Source organism: Rhizobium chutanense (genome assembly GCF_002531935.1).
In the GTDB taxonomy this organism is placed as follows: domain Bacteria; phylum Pseudomonadota; class Alphaproteobacteria; order Rhizobiales; family Rhizobiaceae; genus Rhizobium; species Rhizobium chutanense.
In genome coordinates, this window is the sequence record NZ_NWSV01000041.1 from 1 (window position 1) to 18564 (window position 18564).

The following is an 18564-nucleotide window of genomic DNA, read 5'->3' on the forward strand; positions in this document are numbered from 1 at the left end:
AGCGCACAGAGTTGATGGCGAAGAAGCGCATGCAGCGTCTCGGCCGCAGCCTTGTTCATGGTATCGTGGCTCATCCGTGCCATGCACTCGGTGACAGCGTCGAACTCGACGTCCGAGAGCGTTAAATGGTCGGTGATCCGGTCAAGGCTGAACGTTGGAAGTAAACCCGATGCTGTTTCCGATACCAGCGGCAAGAATTCCGGTCGAAAGAAGACGAGCCAGCCTTCCCAACCAGAGCCGTCGCCAAAACTGTGTACCTGTCCAGGGTGGATCACCAACAGGGAGCCGGGCCGGCAGGCGACCGGCTCGAAATCGACCAGCTGGGTGACGGCCCCTTCGCTAACGCAGATCAGCATATAGAAGCTGTAACGGTGGGCGGTCGCGATTTGGGCGGGCGTGCCTCGCTGCCGAAGGTTGTCGAAGGGAAAGACTTCGATGTCGAGCCTGCGGCCCGACGGCTGATAGTCCAGCCATGATGGTGCGGCCTTCTTCCCGGTCACAATTTTGCTCCTCGCCCCTCACGCGCACAATGTCCCATATGTATCGGAAATTGGCATGGATCAGAGCCATCAGGCTGATCAATTGCAAATTTCGAGTGCGCACGATACGGCAACGAACCCTCCAAGAGTTGCCAAACCCAGCGTAGCGAGTGCGCGGCGATTCCTCGTTCTCAATCCCTTCAGCGGAGCCATTCACTCGGGCTCCAAGAGATTGGCCTTATCGAGAGCTTCTTCCGTTGATCCTGCCTTCAGCGTGGCAAGCGCGCGCTGGAGGTAACCCTCGATCTCGGTGACGGTTTTGCCCTCAAGCAATGCGATTTCGGCAATAGTCCTGCCTCGAGAAATCCATCGAAGGCAGGTCTTTTCAAGCGGCGAAAGCATCCTATCCTTCATGACAAGAATCGCGGTTGGTTGCGCCGTGGTCGGTGGGGGGGGCGTGGTGCCGAATGCCCCCATTGAAACATCCGTGGAAGGGAAGTTGGCGATACCCGAGAAAAGGGCTGCCGCCGGGACTTGGTCGACGGCAACCAGTTGCCTCGGGACGAGGCTGGGGAGTTGAAATCTCTTCCTTGGTCCTACTCATGTTACGTTATAACATTATGGAACGTCCGTTGCCCTGCGTCTGGGGCGACACCGTCCACGAGTGATGTGTGAAGAAATTTGCCGCTGTCGAAAATTTTTTCGATCATTAGCACAAATCATTCTCAGTTCCCCGAACATAGGAAATGAGCCTCACCAGGTCTGGCGCTTTCTGAACGCTACTCGGAAATCTGTCACTTACATCTGCAGCAACTATCGCTAAGAACGGAATTTCCAACTCCAGTGCAGCATTATATTCCGCAAGAGAGTCACCGACAGCTAGTATACGTTGTGGTTCGACGCCATCCTCGTGCAATATTCTGCGAAATTCGGATAGCTTGTACTTTGGCGCGCCTGCGATGGATTTGAAACAGCCCTTGATGCCGCGATTGACCAACGCCTCGTCGAGCTCGTCTTCGGGTGCGGCGGAAACGACGTGCTGAGTGACACTTCCCTGGAGGGTCGTTATTGCATTGAGCGCCCCTCCGATGAATCGTGCTGACGCGACCTCTCTTTCAACGGCTGCGCGGTATTCCGAACAAAGCTGATCCAATCGAGTGGTTGAAAGCGATCGTTTGAAGATCACACTCTCGAAGTATCTAAACTTCTCATATCGCGACATACCGCCGTTTGCTTCTGCATACGCACGAACTTCGTTGATTTTTGACTGTTCTTCTGTGCGATACACATATAAGAACGCATCGATCTTTGTTGCAACGGTATCCAGTATTACGCCATCAAAGTCGTATATGATCGATTCATATTTCATTCTCACTTAAAATTTCTCCAGTTTTTGGCTCTTCATGAGGCCTATGCTGCGGTGTTCAGAACACTATGGTGGCGCTCGGGCGAGGTAGAATTTGGAACGTCTTTGCTGCTGTTTATCGGCGATGCTTAACAAACTCGCCGCGTGATCTTTGGGCGCCTTGAGCAAGCCGAACCAAGAACCCGCGTTGGGCAGGCTGGAAAGGTCAATCGGTATGGATTGCCAGCAAATCCGCATAAACTGTCTGATTGCTCGCCAGCACCGGATGGCCCTGCAGCAAGGCTTCGCCCTCAGCGGGAAAGGGAAGATAGGTTCCACCGGCCTCCTTGACGAGGCAGTAGCCGGCCATGCAGTCCCAGGCACGCATGTGGGGCTCATAGTAGCCAACAAGCCGGCCCGCGGCCACATAGGCCAGCATCAGGGCGCCCGAGCCGTTGCGGATGAAATTCCCGCCTTTGCCAAGCAAGGCAGAGACAATCGCGCCTACCCGTTCCGGGGTCACATAGGAGTTGCAGCCGATGCCGGTCAACGCACTCTGCAAAGTCCGCGACGGATCGAGGCTAAGGGTCTTGCCGTTCAGGCTCGCGCCTACGCCTGCTGCCGCTGCGTAGAGTTCATCATCGCACGGAACGTGGATCACGCCGATCACTGGCACACCGCTGTCCAGAACGGCAATCGATACACACCATGTCCGCAGGCCATTGACGAAGGGCGCGGTCCCGTCAATCGGATCGACCACCCATGTCAGTCCCGAATGTCCTTCCTGATAACCGTATTCCTCGCCGAGAAATCCGTCCGCTCCGAAAGCTTCCGCCACGCGCGCTCGTATGAACGTCTCGACGTTGCGGTCGGCAATGGACACGACATCCTGCAGATCCCGCTTCGTCTCGATCACGAGCGTTTCGCGCCTGTTGAAATAATCGAGCGCCATGGCGCCCGCCTCCTGTGCAATGGCTTTGGCGAGGGCGAAGCGCGTATCAAGTACAGTCTCTTGCGACATAATGCCGGTACTCCTTGCAATGGTTCTGGTCGTTAGCTGTTTAAGAGGTCGGTGCCGCAGTCGGAAGGCTAGCGGTGCGCCAGGCGGTGTGACTTGGAAATCTTGCCGGCTTGTCGGCAACGCGCATCAAAACCCGCCGCGGGAACAAAGCGCCTGCACCGACCGAATGCTCAGGAATTCATCTGCAAGCTTTCGCCGATCTTCATCTCGCGTTGCTGCTCATGGAGATCGGGACGATTTACATCAATGACGCTCATCCCCGCCCGTCGACCTGCTTCAAGACCTTGTTCGCTATCTTCGAACACGACACACCGGGCAGGTTCGACTCCCAATAGAGCGGCCGCCTGCAGAAACAGGTCCGGCGCCGGCTTTGGATTCGCCACGTCATCGATCGTGACCACGTGGTCGAAATACTCCCAAAGACCCGTTCCTTGTAGCGTCGCTGTCACAACTTCTCGAGAGCCGCCGGATGCAACTGCCATGGGCAGCAAGCCGGCCAACCGGCGAACGGTTGCAGCAACCGCATGAACTTCACGCACATTGTGTATATTCTGGAGAAAGTGTGATCGCATGGCGGCGATGACAGATTGGCGATCGAGCACAACGTCGAATTCGCGCTCAAAAGCGTCCATAAGAACCCCTTCAGACATCCCTGCCCGAGCCAAATACCAGGTTTGGTTCATCAGTTTGCCGGAGAGGGCAAAGCCGGCTGCCCATGCGTCGGCATAGATAGGCGGCGTGTGAACAAGTGTGCCGTCACAATCAAAAATCACAGCCTCGAAGCGATTTTCGAGCGATGGAATATCAATCATACTTACTCCTTCCGGCGAGCGGGACGTCGACTTAACGAGAGGATTCCGTCAGGCGCAACTGACCTCGGAATGGGTGACCGGTATCGAACGCCGGCCGCTCCAGAGGTTCTCAAGCGCTGATAAGTGCGATGCCGCGGCTTCGGAAGCCGAGCGTGGCATCGGAGGCGACCGGCAGAATGCGGTCGACGGCGTGGTCGACTATGAAGAGCGTACCGACAGCGGTCTCGACCTCGTATTCGACATGATCTCCGAGATAGGCCGAATGCAGGATGCGGCCGGCAAGACCCTGCCCTTGTCCCTCGGAAAGCGCGATGGCGCCGGGACGAACCGCAAGGCTCGCCGCGCCCGGCGTCGCCCTGCCCGCCGGCACGCGGTGCTTAAAACCGCCTATACGGATTTCAGCATCAGCCCCATCGATGCCGACCACCTCGCAGGGGATGACGTTCGCCTCCCCCATGAAATCGGCGATGAAGGCGGAAGCCGGCGCTTCGTAGAGGTCGCGCGGCGCCCCGGACTGGGCGATTTCGCCATCCTTCATGATGATGATCCGGTCGGAAACGGCAAGCGCCTCCTCCTGATCGTGGGTGACATAGACAGCCGTGAAGCCGAGGCGCTGCTGGAGTTCGCGGATATCGGTGCGCACCTTGCGGCGCAGGCGCGCATCGAGGTTGGAGAGCGGCTCATCGAGCAGCAGCACCTGCGGCTCCAGCACCAGCGCGCGGGCGACGGCGACGCGTTGCTGCTGGCCGCCGGAGAGTTCGGCGGGAAGGCGATGGCCCATGCCGGCAAGGCCCACGAGCGCCAGCCCCTCTTCCGCCTTCTCGCGCGCTTGCCTGCGGCTGAGGCCGGACGATTCCAGGCCATAGGCGACGTTGTCGCGCGCATTCATATGCGGAAACAGCGCATAGGACTGAAAGACCATCGAAACATCGCGCTCGTTGGCCGGCAGCATGGTGACGTCCTTGCCGCCGATCAGGATTTTTCCGGCCGAAGGATGTTCGAGGCCGGCAAGCATGCGCAGCGTCGTCGTCTTGCCGCAGCCGGAAGGGCCAAGCAGGGTGACGAGCGTGCCGGGCTCGATGGTGAGCGAGAGGTCGGCAATGGCGGTGAAGGCACCGAACGTCTTGCGCACGTTCTGGAAGACGACGGAACCGGCTTTCTGGTTGATCATGCGATTTTCTCCTGACGAGAGGAAGCGGAGGTGGCAAGGCCGGCAACGCGGTTTTCACGGCGCAAGCGCCGCTCGCCAACGATGAACTGGAAGCCGGCGATGACGGTGATCATCACGACGATCAGCATGGAGGAATAGGCGATCGCCACGCCGTATTCGCCATTCTCGACGAGGCCGACGATGTAGGAGGTCGCCATGTTGTACTCGGCGCTGACGAGGAAGATGACGGCGCTGATGGAGGTGATGGCACGCACGAAGGAATAGACGAGCGCGGCGGTGATGGCAGGACGCAGGAGCGGCAGGATGACCTTGCGGATCGTGCGGAAACTGTTGGCCCGGAGCGTCAGAGAGGCTTCGTCCAGGCTCTTGTCGAGTTGGCTCATCGCCGCAATGCCGCCGCGCACGCCGACCGGCATATTGCGGAAGACGAAGCAGGCGATCAGGATCAGCGCCGAGCCGGTCATTTCGAGCGGCGGCAGGTTGAAGGCCATGATGTAGCTGACGCCGATGACCGTGCCGGGAATGGCAAAGCTCATCATCAGGGCGAATTCGAAGGCGTTCTTGCCGGCGAATTTCTGACGCACGATGATATAGGCTGTCAGCAGACCGACGGCGGCGGTCAGCGGGGCGGAGATGAGCGCGATCTCCATCGTCGTCCAGAACGAATTCCAGGCGACACCCGTCCAGGCGATCCCGTTTTCGAAGCTGATCGAGAAGGCCTTGGCGTAGTGGTCGAGCGTCAGCGAATTATCCAGCCCCCAGGTCTTCACGAAGCCGCCGATCAGGATCATGCCGTAGATGACGAGCGTGAAGAGGATCCAGGGGATGACGACGGCGTGAACGCCGATCGACAGCCCGCGCGGCAGGGCGATATGCGATCCGCTGTCGCCCTTGCCGGTGACGGTGGCAAAGTTCTTGCCCGACAGCCAGACACGTTGGGCGAGGAAGGCGGAGAGCGTGAAGGCGAGCAGCACCATGGCGAGCACGGCAGCGCGCGAGGGATCATTCTGCGAGCCGACGACAGCGAAGAAGATTTCCGTCGAGAGCACGCCATGGCTGCCGCCGAGCACCAACGGATTGCCGAAATCGGCCATGCTTTCAATGAAACCGATGAGGAAGGCGTTGGCCAGACCGGGCTTCATCAGCGGCAGCGACACCCGCCAGAAGGTGCGCCAACGGTCGGCGCGCAGCGTCGTGGAGGCCTCTTCCATCGACGGGCTGACGCCTTCGACAACGCCGATCAGCACGAGGAAGGAGATCGGCGTGAAAGACAACACCTGCGCGATCCAGATGCCGGTGAGGCCGTAGAGCCAACGGCCGGGCTCGAGGCCGAACAGTTCCGACAGCCCCTGGGTGACGACACCGGCGCGGCCGAAGAGCAGCGTCAGCGCCAGGCCAATGACGAAGGGCGGCGTAATGATCGGCAGGATCGTCAGCAGCCGCAGGCCCTTCTTGAAGGGAAAGCGCGTGCGGGTGGCAACGAGCGCGAAGGCAAGCCCGAGCAGGGTCGAGCCGAGGCCGGTCATGATGGCCAGCCACAGCGTGCGCCAGGCGACGCCGCAGCGGCCGGCGCCGATTACACAGTTGAGGCTCCAGATGCTCGGGTCCTGGATGTTGCGGATGAAGTTATCAGCATTGAACGAGCCGTCGAAATCCTGCACAGAACCGACAAACATGCTGCCGATCGGGTAGAAGACGAAAACGGCGACGAGGAAGACCAGCAGCGCGATTGCGCTGACGACAAAGGCATCCCCCTTCATAACGCCGCGCTCGGCAAGGCCGAAGGCGAAGAGCAGCACGAATGTGATGGAAGAGAGGACCGCCCCCGCCCCCATGGCGGGCTGGCCGTTCGAGAGCGGGCCGAAGAGCGTGTCGCTCACCGTCCAGTTCCAGCCGGAAAAGCCGATGGCGAGACCCTGGAGTGAGAGGAAGAGAACGCCGATCGCGCCGGTCCAGGCCAGCACGGCGCCGCGACGCACCGGGTCCGCCATGCCGCGAGCCGCGACCGCTAGAAGAAGGAGCACGAGCGCAGCGGCAAGCCATAGCCGGCCATGCGCGAATATCTGTACGAGACCGGGGGCGGCCTCCGCGGAAAGGGGGAAACCGGCCAGCCAACCGAGCCCGAAGAAGCCGTTCTCGATCCGATACCAGGGCAACAGGGTCAATGCGACCACGCCCAGGAGCAGGACCGCGTCCAGCCTGCGATTGCCATGTCTCATGGCTGACCTCGCTGTTTTTGAGTGTAGGAAGGCGGCGCCTGTAGAGGCAGACGCCGCCTGTCAGGACATCAGTTGGCGGCGGCGCCGATTTCGCGATCCCAGCGTTCCAGCAGTGCCTTGCGCTTTGCCGGGTCGCCATAGGTCTTGAAATCGTAGTCGATCAGCTTGATATCCTCGAAGCGCGGCGCCTCCTTCGGAATGACAGCGCTCTTGTTGGAAGGCAGCTGGAAGGACTTTGCGTCCTTCATGCGCGACTGGACTTCCGCCGTCAGCGCCCAGTCGTACCAGATCTTCGCATTGTCGAGGTTGCGCGCACCCTTGATGATCGACATAGAGCCGATCTCATAGCCGGTGCCTTCGCAGGGCGTGATCGACTTGACCGGGAAGCCTTCCGCCGTCTGCGCCACCGCATCATGCACGAAGACGATACCGAGTGCCGTCTCGCCGCGGGCAGCCGCCTTGACGGGCGCCGAGCCGGACTTGGTGTATTGGGAGATGTTGCCGTTCAGCTTCTTCAGGTAATCGAAGGCCTGGTCTTCACCCATGATCTGTACGAGAGAGGCGAGCGCCGTATAGGCGGTGCCGGAAGAATTCGGGTTGGCGATCTGGATTTCGCCCTTCAATTCCGGTGCCAGAAGGTCGGCCCAGCAGACCGGCTCCTTGTAGCCCTTGGTTTTGAAGATTTCCGTGTTGTAGCCCCAGCCGAGCGCGCCGGCATAGACACCGACCGTCTTGTAACCGGAGCTTTCGGCCTGCTTCTTCGCCCAATCGTTGAGTTCATCGAGTTTCGGCGACTTGTATTCCAACGTCAGATTTTCCGATGCCGCCTGAAGATGCGGGTCGCCCGTGCCGGCCCACCAGATGTCGGTCTTCGGGTTGCGAGCCTCGGCGCGAACCTTAGCATAGGTTTCGCCGGACGAGAGGCGAACCATGTTCACCTTGATGTCCCCATGCGCCTTCTCGAAATCGCCCTTCATCTGCTCGCAGATCACGACGTCGGCCGAGCAGATGAGGTTGAGTTCGCCAGCTGCCTGCGCCGGTAGCGCCCCGAGCGCCGTGCCGGCGAAGAGCATGAGGGAAAGGGTCTTGGTTTTCATCGTGGCATCCTCCTGTTGCCTGGGTTTGATTTCGCATGAACAAGACACAGCGGGGCCTTCGGCCTGCCCGCGGCGGCGCGTTCACGATTTCGGGATTGCGGTTTGTCTAAAGGGCTCGGTCAGTTCGTTGCGGCGATTTCCGCATCGAACCTGCGGAGCAGTCGATTTCGTTCTTCCGGCGAGCCGAAAGTGGCGAAGTCATAGTCCACCATCTTGATCATCGAAATGTCAGGTGCTGCGAGCGGCAGACTGGATTTCGCGTTTGACGGCACCTGGTTCTGGCCGGACGCCGCTCCGGTCCCCTGCCCTTCCGGGCTCAACGCGAAATCGACGAAGCGTTTTGCTTCCTCGATATTCCTGGCGCCTTTGACGATGCTCACGGCGCCGATCTCGTAGCCGGTGCCTTCGCAGGGTGCGACGATCACGAGGGGAAAGCCCGCTTGCTTCTGTGTGACGGCATCATGCATGAATGAAATGCCGATGAGCGTTTCTCCGCGCGCCGCCGCCTTGATAGGCGCAGATCCGGAGGGGGTGTAACGCTCGATGTTGCGGTTGAGCGCGGCGAGATAACGGAAAGCCTCGTCCTCGCCGAAGAGCTGGACCAGCGTCGCAAGCGTGGTGAAGGCGGTGCCGGAAGAATTCGGATTGCCGCTCTGGATGCGGCCGCGATAGGCGGTATCCGTCAGGTCCTTCCAGCAGGTCGGCGCCGGCAGCTTCAGCTCGCGCAGCAGATCGGCATTGTAGGCGAAGCCGAGTGCCCCGGCATAGATACCGGCCGAGCGGCCGCCGGACATGGCGAAGAAATTCTGCGCCCAGGGCAGCATGTCGCGCTCATGGGCCGGCTGGTAGGGTTCGAGAAGATTTTCAGAACCAGCCTGCAGATGGGTGTCGCCCGTGCCGCCCCACCAGACATCGACGGTCGGCGCTGCTTTCTCCGCGCGGATCTGATTGAGGATATCGCCGGTGCTCTTTCGGGTTACCGAGATTTCGTGCCCGCTCTTCGCCTCATAGGCCGTCTTCATCGCGGCGCACCACATCTCGTCCACACCGCACAAAACGGTGAGCGACGGGGCAGCCATGCCGGTGCCGGTGCTCGCCAGCCACAAAGCCGCGACCGCGCTGAAAGCGGTGATGCCTCTCACGATTTCCTCCCATTGGACCTTGCGCCCCAATCTCCACGATAAGGATGTCACATCTACTGCCTTGCGCAATCGAAGAATGGTTACGGTTCTTACAGCTTTGCCCGCGACGTATCCCTCAAAAATGACAAAGGTTACAAATGTGACAAAGCGCATAATACGAGCCCGCTTTGAAGATCGTGACGGCCCTGCCTATAATGATTGCGGGAGGACGTGCATGTGTTGAATGAGCGGATCAGCATTCTGATCGTCGAGGACGATCCGGACATGGCGGAGCTTATCTCCGACCTCGTGGAAGCGGAGGGCTGGACGCCGCTCACTGCGCCGTCGGCGGAGGAGGCGGCGAACGTGCTTTCGCGCGAAACGGTGCATCTCGTGCTCGTCGACCATAACCTGCCCGGCACCTCCGGCCGCACCTTCGCACAGCGCCTGCGGGCGCAGACCAATATCGGCATCGTCATGGTGACGGCTGCCGGCAGCGCCGCGGACCGGGTGCTCGGCCTCGAAACGGCGGCCGACGACTATGTCGTCAAACCCTTTGAGCCCATCGAATTGACGGCCCGCATCAAGGCCGTACTGCGCCGGACGATCCCGTCGCTGAAGGCGGAGCGGGAAAGCGAGCGGGAGCTCGAACCCACATCCCTGAAGCTCGGCGACTGGTCGGTGGATCTCAAGAGCCGCCGCGCCATGTGCAGCACCGATCCCGCCAAGTCGCTGACGAGCGCCGAATTCGCGCTGCTCGAAATCCTCGCCGAAACGCCGAATGCACCCGTGAGCCGCGCGCATATCCTCGACCGGCTGGGCGCCGAAAGCGAGCGCTATATCGACCGCAATGTCGACGTGCTCGTGCTGCGTCTGCGTCGCAAGATCGAGCGCAATCCGGACCTGCCGCGCCATATCAAGACGCGCCGCGGCAAGGGCTATGTTCTCGACACCGACGATGGCGAGATCGCCCCGTGATCAGCCGCCCCTTCCTCTCCTCCATCGCCTTTCGCCTGCCCTTTGCCATCGCCTTCATCTGCGTGCTCGTCTTCAGCCTGGCGACCATCGCCGTCTATGGCCTGCAGCGGGCTCGCCAGGAGATGGCCGCCTATGGCCTGCAGGCGTTTTCGAGTCTCGCCAAAGCCTCGCTGGTGTCGCGGCAGGTTTCCGATCTCGTCTCCAGCGCACCCTTCCTGATGAATGCGACCTCGCCCTACCGGGTCTCCAGCGAAAGCCGCTCGGTCGTCGTGCAGGTCGATACGTTGCTGCGCGCCATGCAACCGGAAAACGACGAGGCTGCCGTCAAGGGTTTTGCCAGCAGCCGCATCATCGAGCTGCTGGAAACGATCCGCACGCAGACGACGACGCTTGCAGGTGACGCGGAATCCGCTCAGCAGCACAAGGCGGAGGCTGCGGCAGCGCTCGGCGAGATCGCGACCGGCAGCGGCATTGAGGATGCCAATTTTCGAAGTCGGCTGAACGCCATCGTGCAATCCGCTTCCAATTCCGACAGCCTGTTCCAGCTCGGCGAATTGCGCCGGCGCTACGTCTCCGAAACGTCTCCACGCCTCGAACCCGCCGCGCCAGACATCCGGATTGCCGCCGCCGAGCTTGCGCCTTACGAACGGGTCTTCGAGGCACAGACGCGCTATCTCCTCGAAATGTTTGCCATCCGCGCCGCAGTCTCGCGCCTGCATACGGTCTCACGCGATCTGTCGCATGCGACGGAAACCCAAAGCGAGGCCGTTGCCCGCAGCCTCAGCGACGACCTCGTCTCGACCTCCGATGCCTTGAGCCGAATCCTGGTCATCGTCGCCGTCGCCTCGCTGCTGGTGCTGGCAATGGCCGTGGTCTCGATCCGCTCCGTCATGCGCGTCTCACGCGGCATCGTGGCGCTTTCGAACGGCATGAACGCACTGGCAGAAGGGCGCAAGGATGTCGATGCGCCGCGCTATGACGGGACGGAAACCGAGCTGGTGCGCCTGCTCGAAGCCTTCCGTGCGTTCCGCGAGAGCGTCGAGCGCGTGACGCGGTTGCGGCGCACGGCGGAGGCCGCCGCCCGCACCATCCGCTCCACCTTCCGCAGCATGAACGAGGGCATCGCGCTGTTCGATGCGCGCGGTCGGCCGATCACGATGAACCGTCGTGTCATCGAGCTGGTCGGCTGGTCCGGTTCGGCCAGGAAATTGCCGCTGCGCAGTTTCGTGACACCGCTGCCGGAGATCGATCCGGCACTCCTGCCGGCCGAAAACGACGCTGGCCTGCTCTCCGACCGGTCCGTGCTGCGCCACCGCTCCGATGCCGGCCGGGTAACTGAGGTGTCGCTGTCGCGCCAACCCGACGGCGGCATCGTGCTGCTGGCGCGTGATATCACCGACATGGACCGGCAGGAGGCGGAGGCAGCAAAGGTCCAACGCCTCGACGGCATCATGCGCATGACCCACCAGGTGAGTCACGAAGTCGGCAACATGATCGGCATCATCACCGGCAGCCTTGGGCTGCTGGAGCGCGAAACCGGCTTCAACGACCGCCAAAAGCGACACCTCGCTCGCATCCGCAAGGCTGCCGACCGCGGTAGGTCGCTGGCCGGGAGTATGCTTTCCATCGGCAGCCAACAGCCGATCCATCCAGGCCCGGTGGAGATCGGCACCGTGCTGCGCGGCATGGCCGATGTGCTGGAAATCGCCATCGGCGAAAAATGCCGGCTTGCCTTCGACATAGCCGACGACCTGCCCACCGTCGTCATCGATACAGCGCTCTTCGAGCAATCGGTCCTCAACCTCTGCCTCAACGCCGCCGCAGCCATGCCGGCTGGCGGAACGATCCTCATCCGCTGTTCCCGCAGCGAGGCCGGCGTCAGCGTCAGCGTAACCGACGATGGTGTCGGCATGTCGGCCGAAACGGTCGATAAGGCCTTCGAGCCCTATTTCACCACACGCAACGCGGAGGGCGGCGCGGGTCTTGGTCTGGCTGCGGTCTACGGCTTCGTCCGCCAGAGCGGCGGCGATGCCCGCATCGCGTCCCTCCCCGGCAAGGGAACGATTGTTGAACTTCTGTTTCCGGCGTGAAAGTCCCCTTGTACGCTTTCATGGCAACCGAACCGCAGACCCATTACTGCGGCTTCGAGAATTGCCGTCACACTTACGGCAGGCGATCTTGCCCATTATCGCTCCCTGATGCGCCGGAATTAGTGAGTAACGCCTCTGAAAACCGTTACGAACACCGGCAAGCGTGATACACACCGAGATGTTTCTAAAGGGCGTCGTATCAACCTTGATTCATGCGCCGCGCTTTAGCTTGTTGTTTTATGCATGTCGTTATCCCGGAAGCGCTGCACATTTCCAGGCGACACGCTTCAGGGAAGGCGGTCATGCGGTATCTTCGGTCAGGGCCGCGTCGGCTTCACTCCCAGGAGACGGGCGCACCGCGCGCCAAGACGGTTGGGCTGAGGTCGGGGGAGATTGCCGACCGGAATATTCGCGTCATTCTCGAAGCGATCCGCCGGCACGGGCCGCTGACGCGCACCGAGCTTGGGCGACATAGCGGGCTGACCGGGCCTGGCATCACCAATATTCTGCGACGGCTGGCGGAAGAGAAACTCGTCACGTCAAACCGCCGCAATGGGCTCGGGGGCGGCGCCACCGCCACGGAATTCGCGCTTCGGCCGGAGGGCGCCTTCTCGGTCGGCGTCAAGCTTCGCCGCAGCCGTGGCGAGATGGTGCTGATCGATCTCAGCGGCCAGGTGCATGACCGGGTCTATTTCGGCCTGGATCCGGCAGACAAGGTGAAGCTGGTGCATGCGGCCGTCAGGGACATGGTCGATCGCCACGCGACATTACCGATCATCGGGCTCGGCATCGCCGCTAAGGATTGGACAGACGAGCAAAGCGATCAAATCGCCGCAATGTCGACGATCGCGCGTCCCTATGTCGAGAATGAATGTACGGCGGGCCTTCTTGCCGAGCGCACGATCGGCAGCGCCACGCGGGAAGGCGGGCTGGCGATGATCATCATCGATGACGACGTCCAGGCCGGCTTTCTCATTCGGGGCGTTCCCTATTCCGGCGTGCATGGCCGGGCGGGCGGCATCGGCGAAATGCTGACCGGCCCCGACAATGTCCAGCTGAACACGGTCGTCGGTTTCGATTCGCTGCGTTCACGCATCGGCGACGAGGAATTCGCGCGCCTGCTGAAGGGCGAGGAATTCTCCTCCCCGTCGCTGTCGCAATGGATCAGGGACGCTGCGGGCCATCTGCTCGACCCGATTATCGCCATGGCCGGCTTCCTTGCCCCGAGCGTCGTGATGATCGGCGGCGACCTGCCGCAAGGCGTGATCGAAGCGCTGATCCATCAGCTTTCCATCGAGCGGCGCGACACCTCCACGAGACCGTTGCTGACACCCTGGATTTCGCCGATGAAACCGGCGAGCTTCACCGGCGGCGGCGTAGCACTCGGTGCCGCCCTCCTGCCCTTTCTCAACACTTTGCTGCTGCCGCCGGCTTCGGGCTGATGGCTCAGGTCAGCGCTTCGTCGGCGCGGCTGAGATCGGAGGCCAGCGCCTTGTCGAGGACCTTCTGGATATTGGCGGCCCGGCGGAAGGACGGCTCCTGTGTCCTGCCCGCCCGTACAGCCTGGACGAAGCGCTGGTAGTTGGTTTCCACAGGATCGAAGGGCACGTCCTGCCAGGTTGCCGTGTGCACGTCTTCGCCGAGACAGGCGCGCAGCGTCGATTTGCCGGTGTCGTAGATCATCTCGATCGAGCCGGTTTCGCCATAGACGCGGAGGCGCAACTGATCCATCTGGCCGGCCGCCGTGCGGGTCGCCTGGATCGTGCCGATCGCGCCATTGGTGAAATCGACATTCATCGTGAAGCTGTCATTGGCGTCGAGATCATATTCGCCGATCTTATGGCCCGGCGCCTTGTCGAAGGTTTTCAGCCGCGCAAAGACATGGGCGATGTCGAGGCCGGAACCATAGGAGGCGAAATCGACGATATGGATGCCGATATCGCCGAGTGCGCCGTTCGATCCGTGTTTTTTGCTCAGCCGCCACAGCCATTTGCTTTCGCTCTTCCAATCGCCCCAGTGGCGGCCGACAAGCCAGCTCTGCAGATGGGAGGCCTCGACGTGGCGCACCGCGCCGATCTCGCCGGCAAGCACCATCTGCCGGCCTTTCTGCAGCGCCGGCGAATTGCGATAGGTGAAGTTGACCATGCCGACCTTGCCCGCCCGCTCGATCGCCTCGGTCATCTCCATGGCCTTGACGGCATCGGTGGCCAGCGGCTTTTCGCAGAAGACATGTTTGCCGGCAGCGATCGCCTGAAGCGTGGTCGGGTGGTGAATGCTGTCGGGCGTGACGTTCGCCACCGCATCGAACTCGCCCCAGGCAAGCGCCTCCTCGAGCGAGGTGAAATGATTGGCGATGCCCTGTTCGGTGCAGAAGGCGGCAAGCCTTTCGGGAACGACATCGACGCCGCCAACGACGCTGACGCCTTCGATCGCCTTGAAGCGCGCCGCGTGCTGATTGGCCATGCCGCCGGTGCCGAGAATGAGTAAACGCATCTTCTCCTCCATGGATTTCAGTTTCCGGCTGCCGCGGCGGCCGAGCCAAAACGAGAGCGACACACCATCGCGGCCATCCGCGATCGGCTCGGGCTCTTCTTCGGGAAAATTGCGGGTGGGTGCGCCGCGCGTCCGAAGACGCTTCATCACTTCAACTTGGCACTTTAATTCGCGCGCATCCCTTCCGAAACGGCGGATGCGCGCTAGCTGCTGTTGAATGTCGCCAGCATCTCAACCTCCCAGGCTCTCGCCTCCCAAAGCTGTGGCTTGACATCAAATCAAAGTAACTTAATCTAATTAATGCAGCACGGAAATGAGGAGAGGTCAACCGACCGCCAGGCTGTATTCGTTCAAAATGGGGAGGAGACCCATCATGAAGAGCGCCACCGTCAGCGCATTGACGCTGAGCACTATCTTATTTTCAGCATCCGCCGTTTTTGCCCAGGAACTTGCCACCAAAGACCGGATCGGCCTTGCCGATGCCCCGAAAACTCTCGTCGTCCGCCTGACGAACGATAGCCCGAACAATTCCGACCCAGCTATCGCCGAGGGCTACCAGAAGCTCTTCGTCGACTTCATCAAGAAGCACCCGGACTGGAAATTGCAGATGCAATTCATGTCCTCCGACATCGGCACCGAACAGGCCAAGATGCTGGAGCAGGCCAAGGCCGGCAACGCCCCTGATTGCGCCGCCGTCGACTCCTTCGTGCTCTCGCAGTTCATGGTCAACCACGTGCTGGCAGACTTCACGCCCTATTTCTCCAAGGAAGAAGTCGCCGACCTCTTCCCCTTCATCCGCGACGGCATCACCGACAAAGACAAGACGGTGCGCGCCTGGTGGTGGGATACGGATCTTCGCGTGCTCTACCGCAACAAATCTGTCGTCGCCGATGCGCCTGCGACCTGGGATGATCTGAAGAAGGCGGCCCTTGCCTCCACCAAGGAGGGCATGGAAGGCGTTCTGTTCAACGGCGGGCGCTGGGAAGGCACGACCTTCGACTGGCTGGCCAACTATTGGGCGCTCGGCGGCAAGCTGGTCGACGATTCGGGCAAGCCGGTCTTCGGCGAAGGCGAGAACAAGGAGAAATTCCTGAAGGCGCTGAATTACTTCAAGGATCTCGTCGATTCCGGTGCTGCACCCAAGCGCGTCACCACGATTGCCAACTACGACGATATGAACGCGGCGGCAGCCGCGGCGACGACGGCGCTCTTCATCGGCGGCAACTGGCAATATGCGCAGCTGAAAACCACGCTCGACGAAAGCGAATTCAAGAACTGGACCTTCTCGCCGATCCCAGGCCCCACGGCCGACCAGAAGTCGACGGGCACCGGCGGCTGGACAGTCGCCTCCTTCAGCAAGGATAAGGACAAGGTCGAGCTCTGCGCCAATCTTGCCCGCGACGTCTATATGGGCCCGGCAAACGCGCTGCAGCAGCAGTTGCCGACCAGGAAATCGCTCTTCGACAAGTATGAGGTCTTCTCGACGGAAGCCAACAAGACCTTCGCCAATGCGCTGGTGGACGGCCAGGCCCGCCCCGGCGTGCCGATCTATCCCGAGATCTCGAACCAGATCCAGATCATGATGGGTGACGTGCTCTCGGGAACGAAGAAACCGGAAGAGGCTCTCGATGCCGCCTTCAGCGCGGCGATGGAGGCTTACAAGCGTCTGTGATGCCACGGCAGCGGCTAGCCCCTCATCCGGCTGCCGCCACCTTCTCCCCGCATGCGGGGAGAAGGGACAAGCTGCGACCTCTCCGTCCCTCACCCGCGCCTCGTAGGGCACGTCCCCTCTCCCCGCGAGCGGGGAGAGGGTTAGGGTGAGGGGCAGCCATCGGCGCCAGCCGTGCTCGCATGCCGGGCGTCTCTTACACTTCAGATAACGGCGGCGCCTGCCATTGAGGCGCCGTTGACAGTGCCAAACCCGGACAGAGATGCCAATGAGCCCTATTGCCATCGAGGCTGACAGCCCGCCTCAAAGCAGAACGTTCATGCGCCGGTTCGCCGGCGCGCCCCTGCCCTGGATCATGCCCGTGATCGTCGTCATCGGCATATTCTACCTCTATCCCGTCATCGACGTTTTCCGGCTCTCCTTCACCAATGCGACACTGATCGGCGAAAACCAGCAATATACGTTTGGGTCGATCGCCAATGCGCTGAGTTCGCCGCAGCTGCCCGACATTCTCTGGGCGACGCTGATCTTCGTCGGCGGCAGCGTCATCGGCCAGCAGATCCTCGGCCTTGCGGTCGCCGTCACCGTCATTCGCGGCGAAAAGCGCGGCCTTTTCGGCACCACAATCCTGCGGACGACGGCGCTCATCGCCTGGGTCGTGCCGGGCATTGCCGGCGGCATCATCTGGCAGATGCTGTTTTCCGAAGCGCCCTACGGCGCGCTGAACAGCATTCTCAGGCTGATGCACATGCCAACCGTCGCCTGGCTTTCGGATCCTGCGATGGCGCCCTGGTCGACGCTGATCTCCAACATCTGGCGCGGCACGGCCTTTTCGATGGTCGTCATGTATGCGGCGTTGAAATCGATCGATCCCTCGCTCTACGAAGCAGCCGAGGTCGATGGCGCCACCGCTTCGCAGCAGTTCTTCTTCGTCACCCTTCCGCAGCTGCGGGCCGCGATCCTCGTCAACATGATCCTGATCACCATCCAGACGGTGAACACTTTCGATGCGATCATCACGCTGACCGGCGGCGGCCCTGGGCGCGCGACCGAGGTGATCTCGCTCTACGTCTTCAACATCGTCTTCCGAAACTACGACCTGTCGGGCGGCAGCGTGCTTTCCGTGCTGATGCTGATCATCAGCCTCGGGCTTGCCTTCGTCTATGCGTCGTTCCTGCCGAAGGAGGAGGAGCAATGAGCGGACGCACCGGAACCCGGCTCGGCGATGCCATGAGCTATCTCTTCATGCTGGTGATGTTCGTCTTCTTCGCCGGCCCCCTCACCTATCTGCTGTCGATGGCGCTGCGTGACAAGCGTGAGGTCTATCGCGGCGCGGCGCGTTATATTCCCGACAATCCCACCATCCAGAATTTCATCACGGTTCTGAACAACAGCTACTTTCCGATCTATCTCTGGAACGGCCTCAAGCTTGCGGCCTTGAGCGGGCTCGGCGTGCTGATCGTTGCGTTGCCCGCGGCTTACGCCTTTTCGCGCTTCCAGTTCCGCGGCAAGGGCCTGTCCATGATGGGACTACTGCTCTTCCAGATGATCTCGCCGCTCGTCATCATGGTGCCGCTCTATCGCTACATGAACCGCCTCGGCCTGCTCGACACGCATTTTGCCGTCGTCATGGTCTATATCGCGCTCGGCGTTCCCTTGGCGACCTGGCTGTTGAAGAGCACGGTCGACGGCATTCCGCGCAGCCTCGACGAAGCGGCGATGATCGACGGCTGCAACCGCTTCTCGGTCTTCTGGCGCATCATCCTGCCGCTCTCGGCGCCGGGCATCGCCTCGGTCTTCATCATCACGGTCATTGCCGGCTGGTCGCAATTCCTGGTGCCTTTCCTGCTGCTCACCAAAAATGACCTGATGCCGATCGGCGTCGGAATCTTTAACTTCCGCGGCATGCAGACCGACTCGTCTATCCAGCTGCTTGCCGCCGCCTGCCTGATCTCCGTCGTTCCGGCGATCGTGGCCTTCCTGTCGCTCCAGAGGCTGATCCTCGGCGCGATGACCAGCGGCGCGGTGAAGGGATGAGGGTCGGTCCGGTCTCGATGCTTGATGAAGGA

The 18564-nt window shown here is 61.3% G+C and carries 16 protein-coding genes; 6 read left to right on the plus strand and 10 right to left on the minus strand.

Going from position 1 to position 18564, the window contains the following annotated elements; genetic code table 11:
• The 9 genes from CO666_RS31220 to CO666_RS31260 all read right to left on the minus strand — a co-directional run.
• Positions 1 to 500 (minus strand): AraC family ligand binding domain-containing protein (locus CO666_RS31220; RefSeq protein ID WP_179869793.1); only part of this gene is annotated, 500 nt, incomplete at its 3' end.
• Between the two features lie 192 nt (positions 501 to 692).
• Entirely contained in the window at positions 693 to 956 is a 264-nt protein-coding gene (locus tag CO666_RS31225; RefSeq protein ID WP_245436905.1) for a helix-turn-helix domain-containing protein, read from the minus strand.
• 232 nt (positions 957 to 1188) lie between these two features.
• Complete coding sequence (locus CO666_RS31230; RefSeq protein WP_097615813.1) at positions 1189 to 1848, minus strand: HAD family hydrolase; 660 nt, start codon at positions 1846 to 1848, stop codon at positions 1189 to 1191.
• A gap of 202 nt (positions 1849 to 2050) precedes the next feature.
• Positions 2051 to 2845, minus strand: coding sequence for an inositol monophosphatase family protein (locus CO666_RS31235; protein WP_097615814.1), 795 nt, complete (start codon positions 2843 to 2845; stop codon positions 2051 to 2053).
• Positions 2846 to 3015: 170 nt separating this feature from the next.
• Positions 3016 to 3657 (minus strand): HAD family hydrolase, encoded by a 642-nt coding sequence (locus tag CO666_RS31240; protein WP_143540401.1) that lies wholly within the window; start codon positions 3655 to 3657, stop codon positions 3016 to 3018.
• A 109-nt stretch (positions 3658 to 3766) separates the two neighbouring features.
• Positions 3767 to 4828, minus strand: a complete 1062-nt coding sequence (locus CO666_RS31245) for an ABC transporter ATP-binding protein (protein ID WP_097615815.1) — start codon at positions 4826 to 4828, stop codon at positions 3767 to 3769.
• Complete coding sequence (locus tag CO666_RS31250; RefSeq protein ID WP_097615816.1) at positions 4825 to 7047, minus strand: ABC transporter permease; 2223 nt, start codon at positions 7045 to 7047, stop codon at positions 4825 to 4827. The genes CO666_RS31245 and CO666_RS31250 overlap by 4 nt, the downstream gene beginning before the upstream one ends.
• A 68-nt stretch (positions 7048 to 7115) precedes the next feature.
• Entirely contained in the window at positions 7116 to 8144 is a 1029-nt protein-coding gene (locus CO666_RS31255) for an ABC transporter substrate-binding protein (protein WP_097615817.1), read from the minus strand.
• Positions 8145 to 8263: 119 nt separating this feature from the next.
• Entirely contained in the window at positions 8264 to 9286 is a 1023-nt protein-coding gene (locus CO666_RS31260; protein ID WP_097615818.1) for an ABC transporter substrate-binding protein, read from the minus strand.
• Between the two features lie 216 nt (positions 9287 to 9502).
• Between CO666_RS31260 and CO666_RS31265 the strand changes: the two genes are divergently transcribed.
• The 3 genes from CO666_RS31265 (at position 9503) to CO666_RS31275 (ending at position 13775) form a co-directional block, all read left to right on the plus strand.
• Positions 9503 to 10243, plus strand: a complete 741-nt coding sequence (locus CO666_RS31265; protein ID WP_097615819.1) for a response regulator — start codon at positions 9503 to 9505, stop codon at positions 10241 to 10243.
• Positions 10240 to 12333, plus strand: coding sequence for an ATP-binding protein (locus tag CO666_RS31270; RefSeq protein ID WP_097615820.1), 2094 nt, complete (start codon positions 10240 to 10242; stop codon positions 12331 to 12333). Before CO666_RS31265 ends, CO666_RS31270 begins: the two co-directional genes overlap by 4 nt.
• Before the next feature lie 302 nt (positions 12334 to 12635).
• The gene (locus CO666_RS31275) at positions 12636 to 13775 is read left to right on the plus strand and encodes an ROK family transcriptional regulator (protein WP_097615821.1); all 1140 of its coding nucleotides are present in this window, start codon (positions 12636 to 12638) and stop codon (positions 13773 to 13775) included.
• A 4-nt stretch (positions 13776 to 13779) separates the two neighbouring features.
• On the opposite strand, the gene CO666_RS31280 is transcribed toward CO666_RS31275, so the two are convergent.
• Positions 13780 to 14826, minus strand: a complete 1047-nt coding sequence (locus CO666_RS31280; protein WP_097615839.1) for a Gfo/Idh/MocA family protein — start codon at positions 14824 to 14826, stop codon at positions 13780 to 13782.
• A 373-nt stretch (positions 14827 to 15199) separates the two neighbouring features.
• Between CO666_RS31280 and CO666_RS31285 the strand changes: the two genes are divergently transcribed.
• The 3 genes from CO666_RS31285 to CO666_RS31300 all read left to right on the plus strand — a co-directional run bounded on the left by CO666_RS31285 (position 15200) and on the right by CO666_RS31300 (position 18532).
• A complete protein-coding gene (locus CO666_RS31285; RefSeq protein ID WP_097615822.1) occupies positions 15200 to 16498 on the plus strand; it encodes a type 2 periplasmic-binding domain-containing protein in 1299 nt (432 codons plus the stop codon).
• A gap of 265 nt (positions 16499 to 16763) precedes the next feature.
• Positions 16764 to 17693 carry a carbohydrate ABC transporter permease gene (locus tag CO666_RS31295; RefSeq protein WP_097615823.1) on the plus strand — a complete coding sequence of 310 codons (930 nt, stop codon included), beginning with the start codon at positions 16764 to 16766 and terminating at the stop codon, positions 17691 to 17693.
• Positions 17690 to 18532: a carbohydrate ABC transporter permease gene (locus CO666_RS31300; protein ID WP_097615824.1), complete on the plus strand. Its 843-nt coding sequence runs from the start codon at positions 17690 to 17692 to the stop codon at positions 18530 to 18532. Before CO666_RS31295 ends, CO666_RS31300 begins: the two co-directional genes overlap by 4 nt.
• Positions 18533 to 18564: the final 32 nt, after the last annotated feature.